At 31.2% G+C, this 9,584-nt stretch carries 9 protein-coding genes; 3 read left to right on the forward strand and 6 right to left on the reverse strand.

The features are described from left to right. The first annotated feature begins 12 nt into the window (after positions 1 to 12). Positions 13 to 372 (forward strand): 2TM domain-containing protein, encoded by a 360-nt coding sequence (locus B8T70_RS02100; protein WP_039116007.1) that lies wholly within the window; start codon positions 13 to 15, stop codon positions 370 to 372. An 88-nt stretch (positions 373 to 460) separates the two neighbouring features. Continuing rightward, positions 461 to 1,228: a LytTR family DNA-binding domain-containing protein gene (locus B8T70_RS02105; protein ID WP_039117809.1), complete on the forward strand. Its 768-nt coding sequence runs from the start codon at positions 461 to 463 to the stop codon at positions 1,226 to 1,228. A 121-nt stretch (positions 1,229 to 1,349) separates the two neighbouring features. On the opposite strand, the gene B8T70_RS02110 is transcribed toward B8T70_RS02105, so the two are convergent. The 4 genes from B8T70_RS02110 to B8T70_RS02125 form a co-directional block, all read right to left on the reverse strand. Beyond that, on the reverse strand, positions 1,350 to 2,126 hold the full coding sequence (locus B8T70_RS02110) for a CDP-alcohol phosphatidyltransferase family protein (RefSeq protein ID WP_086893739.1): 777 nt from the start codon (positions 2,124 to 2,126) through the stop codon (positions 1,350 to 1,352). 207 nt (positions 2,127 to 2,333) lie between these two features. Then, a complete protein-coding gene (locus B8T70_RS02115; protein WP_086893740.1) occupies positions 2,334 to 2,843 on the reverse strand; it encodes a TonB-dependent receptor in 510 nt (169 codons plus the stop codon). Positions 2,844 to 2,862: 19 nt separating this feature from the next. Then, positions 2,863 to 3,891: a COX15/CtaA family protein gene (locus B8T70_RS02120; protein WP_035621041.1), complete on the reverse strand. Its 1,029-nt coding sequence runs from the start codon at positions 3,889 to 3,891 to the stop codon at positions 2,863 to 2,865. A gap of 196 nt (positions 3,892 to 4,087) precedes the next feature. Continuing rightward, the gene (locus B8T70_RS02125; protein WP_086893741.1) at positions 4,088 to 5,524 is read right to left on the reverse strand and encodes a CCA tRNA nucleotidyltransferase; all 1,437 of its coding nucleotides are present in this window, start codon (positions 5,522 to 5,524) and stop codon (positions 4,088 to 4,090) included. A gap of 328 nt (positions 5,525 to 5,852) precedes the next feature. Between B8T70_RS02125 and yaaA the strand changes: the two genes are divergently transcribed. Next, entirely contained in the window at positions 5,853 to 6,611 is a 759-nt protein-coding gene (yaaA, locus tag B8T70_RS02130; protein WP_086893742.1) for a peroxide stress protein YaaA, read from the forward strand. A 276-nt stretch (positions 6,612 to 6,887) separates the two neighbouring features. Here the strand turns inward: yaaA and B8T70_RS02135 are convergent, their stop codons facing one another. Both B8T70_RS02135 and B8T70_RS02140 read right to left on the reverse strand, forming a co-directional pair. Beyond that, on the reverse strand, positions 6,888 to 8,771 hold the full coding sequence (locus tag B8T70_RS02135; RefSeq protein ID WP_086893743.1) for a M1 family metallopeptidase: 1,884 nt from the start codon (positions 8,769 to 8,771) through the stop codon (positions 6,888 to 6,890). A 217-nt stretch (positions 8,772 to 8,988) separates the two neighbouring features. Continuing rightward, a partial coding sequence (locus tag B8T70_RS02140; protein WP_207621515.1) for a hypothetical protein occupies positions 8,989 to 9,584 on the reverse strand: 596 nt, incomplete at its 5' end.

Here is a 9,584-nt window from a genome sequence, read left to right on the forward strand (position 1 = left end):
AATTAGATCAAGATGGGACGATTTAGAAAACGCATGTTTGAAGATTACGATGATTATGACGGAAACATAACAAATGACGAACGTTATAATTTAGCATACAAAAGAATGAAAAGGATAAAGGGTTTTTACTCTCACTTAATGATATATGTTCTGGTAAATATATTCATTCTTATCGCTAGTGCAAATCGAGGTATTATAGGTAATGAAGAGTTCTGGAGATGGGAAACATTCTCTACAGCAATATTTTGGGGTATCGGTCTGGTAATTCATGCTTTTACAGTATTTGGAAGAAACATATTCTTTAGCATAGACTGGGAAGAACGAAAAATAAAAGAATTTATGAAAAAAGAAGCCAACCAAAAATGGGAATAATTCTCATTTAAATAAAAAGATAAAAATATTTTCTGATTAAATTTTAACTACTACTTTTAACCAACCAAAACTTTTGCCAAACCAAAAAATGAGAACAATAATTATAGAAGACGAAAAGCCAGCCGCGCGGTTATTACAACGTAAGCTTGATAAAATAAATGTTCCCGTAGCTGTAATGCTTCACTCAGTTGTAGAGGCAATTGATTGGTTTTCGCAAAACGAACATCCAGATTTAATATTTCTTGATATTCAGTTATCCGATGGATTATCGTTTGAAATTTTTGAAAAGATTGATATCAAAAGTGCCGTCATTTTTACAACTGCTTATGATGAATATGCCTTAAAAGCTTTTAAACTCAATAGTATTGATTATCTCTTGAAACCAATAGACGAAGATGATTTAGAAGTGGCAGTTTCTAAATTTAAATCTCGGTTGCCAAAAGTAGAAAACACTACCCAAAACCTTGAAATAGATTTTGAGCAAATTAAAAAAATGCTTTCGAATCCATTCGAGAAAATCTATAAAAAGAGGTTTACTGTTAAAATTGGACAGCATTTAAAAGTAATAGGAACTGATGAAGTAGAATGTTTTTTTAGCGAAAACAAAGGCACTTATTTACATACTACAGATAATAGAAATTACTTAATCGATTCTACTCTAGAAATTCTGGAACAAGAACTTGACCCAAAAGATTTTTATCGCGTAAGCCGTAAGTTTATTATTCCGCTTCCGGCAATCAAAGAAATTGTATTGTATAGTAATTCACGTCTTAAAATAATTTTACCTACTTATAAAGACGATGAGGTAATTGTAAGCCGCGAGAAAGTTTCTGATTTTAAAAACTGGATTGGGTAGTTTTTTCTTGCTACAGATTTAAAAGGTACAGAGGTTCATAGCTACAAAGGTTCAAAGGATAAAACTTTGCTCCCGACGCTTCGGGATTGCGTATCCCTTTGCGCTCTTTGCGGTTAAATTACTACGCCACAGGATAAAAATATTTTCTAATTCCTATCATTACAAAAATCAAGATAGAATATCCAATGAAAAAAGGTGCGATATATTCAATGCCGTCCATTGCCAGCATAAGTGCGATGAGCAATAACTGAAAACCTAAACCGTATAAAGAAACAAAGGTCATAAACCAGTTCGGAAATGTTTTAACCTTATAAGCGTCGCTATCAAGTGCGTGGATTATTTTATCAAAAAGTCCATATACAATAATATAAACCTGATGCAAAAAAACGACCGATTTTTGATTTTCACCTGGTAATGCTTTAGGGATTTTATCTTCAAAAATCTTACTAGTTCTATCTCCTCCTACCGATTTATTTCGCAGAATCACATAGTAATAGTTATATAATGTACCTTGTAGTTGTATGCATAAAAAGGCAAGGATTGTAATAGGCAGAGTCGTTTTAGAAACGTAACATATACTTATTAAGAACAAAAAATTCAAAATAATATCAAATATACTATCGAGATATCTTCCTGTGTAGGATGGTGTATTTTTTATACGTGCTAATTCTCCGTCGGCAGCATCAATAATAGATTTTAATATTATAAAAAATCCTGCCCAATAAAAGTGTTTTTCCAGAATACAATAAATCGCAACCAACCCCGAAATTCCAAAAAGCAAGGTTACATCTATAGGTGTAAATCGTGTATTTTGTAACTTTTTCGCAAAAAACCTTCCAAAAGGTCTTCCATAATCTGATAAATCATAAAATTTATCTTGTGCTGCAAGTTTAGACATCTATGTTATTATAAACAAAAGAGTTGCGACAATATAGTCAGTGTAATTTACGAAAAAAATATTATTTATTAATCTATTGATTACAAATAAATAATGATTCTAATTTTTTTAATCTGTGACAGGAAAATTAACCGCAAAGAGCACAAAGAGATTCGCAAAGTTTTAACCCTTTGTAACTTTGAGCCTCTGTACCTTTGTAGCTATAAACTATTCTGCTGGAGTAATCTCTATTGCTCCAAATTTCCAATCAGGATTTAATTTCTGAGAATCTGCGGGTTTAATAAAAACTATCGATTCTATTTTTTCAATTTTATTATTGATTGTATTTGTATCAATATACCTCAACAATTCATCATAAGTCTGATTCTTACTCTTTGGTTTATCTGATACAACTCCTATTTTTGATAGATATTCAGCTGATGGAATTTCTAATTTCAGTGGAGAATTTTCGATATTGTTTTTATAAAAAGTATCCAGAATAAATTTCTTGGTGGTGATTATAATAACTCCAGAATCTGACCCGTATTTCTTTGAATTAGCATCTTTATATACTGTCATTGTCGAAATATCATTTGGATTTATTGGTTCCAAAATATTTTGTACCTCATTCATATAGCCTATTTTTTTTGCATCCAAAATAACTAAAGGCTGAGGTTTCTTTTGAGCATATGCAAAACACACAAAAACAAGAGAAAGGAATAGATATACTTTTTTCATGAGATCGAATATTGGGCTATTACTTACTTAATCTATGTAAAGTATAAGTCATCGCGCTTAAAAGGAAAAATGCCATTATTTGGTGAATCAAACCTAATGCAATTGGCACATGATATAAAAGTGTAAAAACACCTAAAATAAACTGTAAAAACACAAAGACAACTAAGGTTTTAATTCCATTTGATTGTGTTTTGCTAAGAGCAAATTGTGTGCTTTTAAAATATAAGAAAAGAATAATAGCAACAACTACATAAGCAAATGTTCTGTGTACAAACTGTACACCACTTTTACCTTCTATTAAATTTTTCACAAGTGTAGATTGTTCGATAAAAACTGAATCATGAATAAATTGTCCGTCGCTCATTAATGGCCAATGATTGTGAATTAACCCAGCGTTTAAACCTGCTACAAATCCTCCATAAATAATTTGTATTAAAAGGAGAACCAAGGCAATCCTTGCAATATTACGAAGGGTAACATTAATGGTAATTTTATTTCTTTCAGGATAAATTAAATCTAATGCAACCCATAATGTATAAGCAAAGGTTACAAAAGCAAAAGTTAAATGCAGCGAAAGTCTAAAATGGCTTACATCTGGATTATCAATTAATCCGCTTCGTACCATAAACCATCCCAAGAAACCCTGAAAAGCTCCCATTGCCAGAAGAACAATACACTTTTTTATTGTCGAACTGTCTAATCTCTTCTTTATTAAAAAATAAACAAACGGAATAAAGAAAACCAAACCAATGATACGACCGATAAAGCGGTGAAACCATTCCCAGAAATAAATCATTTTATAATCTGAAAGTTGGAAATCATTATGAATATTAATTTTTTGATATTCTGGAAACTTCTTGTATTGCTCAAAAGCTTCATTCCATTTTGCCTCACTCATAGGCGGAAAAGTATCTGTTACCAAATGCCAATCGGTCATTGATAATCCAGAGTTTGTTAGTCGGGTAATCCCTCCTACTACAACCATTAAAAACAATAAAAAACATCCTGACAAAAGCCAAATGATTACTGATTTATTTTCTCTTTTCATTTTATTTCTTTGAGGTACAAAATTGCAAAAACGCAAAGTTGCAGAGTCTCCAATTTTGGGTTAATAATTCTCTAATATATTTTAATTAAGGTTCTAAGATGCTAAGGCATGAGATATTAAGTTTTTTATTTCTTTACAAAGACGCACTGCTGTGCGCCTCTACAGAAAACCTTTGAACCTCTGCTACTTTGAATCTTTATTCCTTTTCAACTTTAACCAATCCAAGCTTTTCTCCTCTTTTGAGCATGAAATCATAAGCCGCTTGATATTCATTTGGAATTTCACCTTCTAGAATAGCTTCTTTAATGGCTTCTTTTAAAACTCCTATTTCTCTGGAAGGTTTTAGGTTATAAATTTCCATAATCTCTTCTCCCGAAATTGGTGGCTGAAAATTACGAACGTGATCACGCTCTTCTACCTCAACGATTTTCTTTCGTACAACCTCAAAATTCTTATGGTATTTCTTGAATTTACTTGGATTTTTGGTGGTGATATCGGCTTCACATAAAATCATTAAATTTTCGACATCTTCTCCCGCATCAAAAACCAAACGACGAACGGCGCTATCTGTCACAATATCTTGTGATAAAACAATAGGTCGCGAACTCATTATTACCATCTTTTGCACAAATTTCATTTTGTGATTTAATGGCATATGCAAACGTTCGAATATCTTCTTGGCCATTTTTCCTCCTAAAAACTCATGTCCGTGAAACGTCCATCCTTGTTTTTTACTGAAACGTTTTGTTGGAGCTTTCCCAATATCATGCAATAAAGCAGACCAACGCAACCAAACATCATCAGTATTTGGGCAAATATTATCGACAACCTCTAAGGTGTGGTAAAAATTATTCTTGTGTGTATGTCCTTCTATTTCTTCTACTTGATTTAATGCCGTTAATTCGGGCAAAATAATATCAAGAAGTCCTGTTTGAAATAACAATAAAAACCCAACTGAAGGTTTATCTGTAGAAAGGATTTTGTTTAATTCATCGACAATACGCTCACCCGAAATAATATTAATTCGCTCTGCGTTTTTGGTAATTGCCTGCAATGATTTTTCTTCAATTTCAAATCCTAATTGGTTTGCAAAACGAATAGCACGCAACATACGCAATGGATCATCAGAATAAGTAATATCTGGATCTAAAGGAGTTTTGATAATTTTATTTTCTAAATCACTCAATCCATCAAAGGGATCTGACAAATCTCCGAAAGTAGCAGGATTTAAAGATAATGCCAATGCATTTATAGTAAAGTCACGACGATTCTGGTCATCTTCTAGCGTTCCGTTTTCTACAACAGGATTACGGCTATCAAAATGATAGGATTCTTTTCTTGCACCAACGAATTCAATGTCTGTATCTTCAAAACGCAACATTGCGGTTCCGTAAGTTTTAAAAACCTGTACTTTGGGTTGTTTTGGAAGTAATTCTGAAACTTTTAATGCCAATTCGATTCCGCTTCCTACGGCAACGACATCAATATCTTTTTTAAAATCTCGTTTTAAAAGTAAGTCTCTTACGAAACCTCCAATTACGTAACTATCTACATTAAGTTCTTGAGAGGCTTGCGAAATAATTTCGAAGATTTTATTTTGCAAAGCACCTTTATAATTTGTTTTTTTAGCCACGAATTCTCTAATTTTTATAAAATAACAGTAAAATAATATATTGATAATTTTACCGTGCGCAAATTTACAACATACTGTACGCCTTTTACAATCTAGAGCGTATTTTTTTTAGTATTTAGCATTTTCAACTTCATAATTTCGTCAAAAACTATCCGTTATCGATAGCAAACTACTTTTCAGATATAAATTCCCACTAATTAATCTATCCACGAGGCAAAAAAACAGCTATCAATATGATGTCTTTATGATAGTATCAAACAAATCAATCTGTATCTGTTATTCTTTTGATTTCAATTTGTACTTTTGAATCTGTACAAAAAAGTAGAAAATGAAAATTGTTATATCGCCTGCAAAGTCTTTAAATTTCGAAAAAGAATTACCAACTTCTCAATATACCGAAGCTAGCTTACTAAAAGAAGCCAGACAAGTTCATAAAGTTTTAAAACACAAAAACCCTGCTGAATTATCTGAATTAATGGATATTTCAGACAAATTAGCTCAGTTAAACTGGCAACGCAATCAGGATTGGAAAACTCCTTTTACACCCGAAAATGCACGCCCAGCTGTATTTACTTTTGATGGTGATGTATATACTGGTTTAGATGCTTATACAATTCCGATAGAGAAACTAGATGTTTTGCAAGATAAATTACGCATCCTATCTGGTTTATATGGAATTTTAAAACCATTGGATTTAATTCAGGCTTACCGATTAGAAATGGGAACTAAATTACCTATTGGTGAAGCAAAAAACCTATATGAATTCTGGAAAGAAACGGTTACTAAAACATTAAACAAGGAACTTAAAAAAGGTGAATTGTTTGTAAATCTTGCCAGTAATGAATATTTCTCGGCTGTAGATGTTAAGGCTTTAAAAGTGCCTGTAATTACTCCTGACTTTAAAGATTATAAAAACGGAAAACTAAAAATAATTAGTTTCTTCGCCAAGAAAGCAAGAGGAATGATGGTGCGTTATATTATAGATACTAATGCCGAAACTATTGATGATTTAAAAGGTTTTAATTACGAAGGATATCAATTTGATGCTAATCTTTCTAAAGGAAATCATTTGGTTTTTACCCGATAAAAAAGAAAAATTATAAAACAAAACCGTCTCATTCTATAAAGGAAAGAGACGGTTTTTTATTTTCTGGTCTTAAAATTATCTTTTTGAGTATAATAAATTTTAACACATAGAAACATAGACTTTATGTGTAAAAAAGAAGGTATAAAGAAATACATTTCTTTCACATAGCCAATAGCTCTGTGTATTTTAAATTAAGTGAAACGTCTTTTTTGAGAATACAAAACCTATGTTTCTATGTGTTAAATAAAATTTTACAAAACGCTCATTGCAAAATTATTATTTAACTGACCAAGTATTATTTTTTGGTGTTGCATCTACAAAAATTCCACCATCTATAGTTACAGATTTTACTTCTTTGGTTGTATTAAAATTGACAGAAGTTTTCTTTTGGTTACTTTTCCATGTTGCAGGAGTTTCATGTAATGTTTCTTTTGTACCATCTGCATACACAACATTTACATCAAAAGGGATTGCAAATCCTCCTTTATTTTTAATATAAACCACTGTATTTTTAGCTTTTACATCAACTTTATCAATTGAGATATCAATATAATTATTTGTAAAGAACCAATTATCAAAAAACCAATTCAGATTTTTACCCGAAGCTGTATTAAATGAATTAAAATAATCCCACGGAATAGGATGTTTACCATTCCAATTATCCATATAAGCATGTAGTGATTTCTTAAAAAGATCATCTCCCAGTAAATCTTTTAAGGCAATATAGGATAATGATGCTTTACCATAAGAATTGTTTCCATATCCTGCACCCGAAACTTGTGTAGACATGGAGATTATCGGCTGATCTTCTTCTGTAGATGGATCATTTATATAATTATTTACTCTAAATTTTTTATAAAATTCATCGGCTGCTTCTTTACCGTGTTGCGAAATACCTATTAAATATTCGAATGTGGTTGCCCAACCTTCATCCATAAATGCATAACGTGTTTCGTTTATTCCCATATAAAAAGGGAAATAAGTGTGCGCTACTTCATGATCCTGTACCAATTGTGCAAAAATAGGATCTCCCATTTGAGAATCATTACACATCATTGGGTATTCCATATCGGCAAAACCTTGAAACGCTGTCATTTTAGAAAATGGATATGGAACTCCTGGCCAATTGTTAGAAAACCAATCCAGCGCATATCTGTTATTTTTTACAGAAACTACAAAATCAGTTCCTTTTATATCGTAAGCCGCCTGAACGCTTGCACGACGATTTGTTTTTTTATCTACAACAACGCTACTTGCATCCCATAAATAATGATCACTTAAACCGAAACATACATCTGAGATATTTTTGGCTTCAAATTTCCAGATATTCCAATCGTTTTGTTTGGTAACAGAACCGCTTTTCATTTCTTGTTCATTTGCTATATGCAAAATCTCATCTGTAGTATATGATTTTTTTAATCGTGCCGAAAATTCTGGTTGCAAAACCTCATCAGGATTTAATAAATCTCCTGTTCCGTAAACCACATAATTTTTGGGTGCTTTTACTGAATATACATAATCATTAAAATCATTGTAAAATTCCTGACGATCAGTATGTGGCAATCTATCCCAATTGTTGTAATCATCAAAAACTGTAACACGAGGATAACTATATGCAACAAAGAATGTTGTATTATCTATTTGTCCTTCTCTCCCGCTTTCTTTAGATAAAGGATAGTTCCAATCGATATTAATTGTGATTTTAGAACGAGGAAGCATTGGCTTATTCATTTTTACATTCCCTACTGTTCCCCAACTTCTTCCATCTTCTTTATATATTTCTCCTTCTATTTTTAAAGATGTAATTGTTAATCCATCACTCAAGAAATCATTACTAACGTCTCCGCTTCTTGGCGAAGATGGTTTATGAAGATTATTTACAAACCTAATTGGTAAATTCTGCAATGTATCATTACTATTGTTTTCGTAAATAATAGTTTCTGTACCGCTTACAATTTTAGTATCAGCATTTACTGTTATATCAATTGTATATTTTCCATGATTCTGCCAATAGTTTTTCCCAGGTTTCCCATCCATAGAACGAGTTCCTTTTGCGTAAGCTTCTTTTATATTTCTTGGCATATATAGTTCTTGTGCAAAACTATATTGTACCATACCTATAAATGCAAATAGCAGTAATTGAGATATTTTTCTTTTCATAGTTGGTTATTTTTGATGATTATCAATAGTATTCTTGATTAGTTATGAATAGCATAAAGTTGTTACAATTATTCTTCAAATTTATTCTATTATCTTATACTTTAACCAAATAATTATCTTAAATCACTCAAATAAAACAGCTTACAACTCTTTTTTTTTACTGAATAAAAAAACCGTCTTATTCCAAATGGATTAAGACGGTTTAAAATACTATCGTTTATTTTGTATCCTGATTGATTCGCTCATAATATATTTCTTCATTATCTAAATCAATTTTAGCTTTACCCGAATCTGTTATTTTTCCAGTATTAATAGCTCTGAGATTTTTTGAATATTCATCTATATAATAACTCCATAATCGCTTATCCGAAGTCAACATTTCTGTTATGTGATTGTTTTTTTCAAAAGAATCATAAAAAATAATCTCTTCTGTTTTAATCAATTTCATTTCTTTCGTACTCTTATTCTGTAAATAATACGAAATTTTATCGGCATCAATAATCATCAACTCATTTTCAATCTTATCACTTTTTAAATTCCTATGTGACCAACTCGGAATATTTCCGTTCATTTTCCATGTTCCAACCAATTTATCGATTAGTTTTTTTCTGATAACTGGTTTTAACGAATCAAATTTATTTTTAGAAATTTTCCCTAATTCAGAATCTGGTTTTATTTTATAAGCAAATAAAAAAAAGTCTGCCGCTGCAGCAAATTCATTTTTATCAAAATAAGAAATAGCCGAATCATATTTATTCTTTTGAAGCCACATTTTTTGATCTGACTGTGACCAAGACTGAAATGAAAATAAAA

Source organism: Flavobacterium sp. AJR (genome assembly GCF_002156885.1).
Taxonomy (GTDB): Bacteria; Bacteroidota; Bacteroidia; order Flavobacteriales; family Flavobacteriaceae; genus Flavobacterium.

Coding starts and splice junctions, on each gene's coding strand:
- B8T70_RS02105 (WP_039117809.1), top strand. CDS start 461: ATGAGAACAATAATTATAGAAGACGAAAAGCCAGCCGCGCGGTTATTA.
- B8T70_RS02110 (WP_086893739.1), bottom strand. CDS start 2,126: ATGTCTAAACTTGCAGCACAAGATAAATTTTATGATTTATCAGATTAT.
- B8T70_RS02135 (WP_086893743.1), bottom strand. CDS start 8,771: ATGAAAAGAAAAATATCTCAATTACTGCTATTTGCATTTATAGGTATG.
- B8T70_RS02115 (WP_086893740.1), bottom strand. CDS start 2,843: ATGAAAAAAGTATATCTATTCCTTTCTCTTGTTTTTGTGTGTTTTGCA.
- B8T70_RS02100 (WP_039116007.1), top strand. CDS start 13: ATGGGACGATTTAGAAAACGCATGTTTGAAGATTACGATGATTATGAC.
- yaaA (WP_086893742.1), top strand. CDS start 5,853: ATGAAAATTGTTATATCGCCTGCAAAGTCTTTAAATTTCGAAAAAGAA.
- B8T70_RS02120 (WP_035621041.1), bottom strand. CDS start 3,891: ATGAAAAGAGAAAATAAATCAGTAATCATTTGGCTTTTGTCAGGATGT.